The 425-nt window shown below is 64.9% G+C and carries 1 protein-coding gene; it reads right to left on the bottom strand.

The features are described 5' to 3' along the window. Positions 1-309, bottom strand: a 309-nt coding sequence (locus CCN51_RS51430; protein WP_086861255.1) for a DUF4279 domain-containing protein, incomplete at its 3' end; no start/stop codon positions are given. Positions 310-425 lie beyond the last annotated feature (116 nt).

Below are 425 nucleotides of genomic sequence, written 5' to 3'. Positions count from 1 at the left end.
GTTGAAGTAGCGCACGACTTGCAGCACCGCTCCGCCGCCATCGGCAGCCAGACGGCCGGCAGCTTCGGCTATGTGGCTTGTATGCGGTCGGAGCCTGTCGAGGGTGCGGGCGATCTGCTCGTCGACGCGAAGATGTGGCCGTCGGCAGACGATCGTCCAGCAGTGGCTGACCGGATTCACCGTCGGCTTGGTGAAGCGGCTGCCCCGGACGGACACCTCGTCAGGACTGATCCCCAGCTGCGAGGTCATCTCGTGTGCGGAGGTGCGCTCGCTGAACAAGGCGAAGTAGACGTACTGACGAAGGGACATCCCTGGAGGATATCGACGTGGGAGATGCCCCGAATGGGACTATCCGGGCGAGTCCGAAGCCACCGGTCAGGCGGCGTCGGCGTCACCGTCGATGGTGGCGAGCCGGTTCTCAAGAC

Source organism: Streptomyces milbemycinicus, from assembly GCF_002154605.1.
GTDB classification, from domain to species: Bacteria; Actinomycetota; Actinomycetes; order Streptomycetales; family Streptomycetaceae; genus Streptomyces; species Streptomyces milbemycinicus.
The sequence above is the reverse complement of the archived record's forward strand: the minus strand, read 5'-3'. Positions and strand labels throughout refer to the sequence as shown.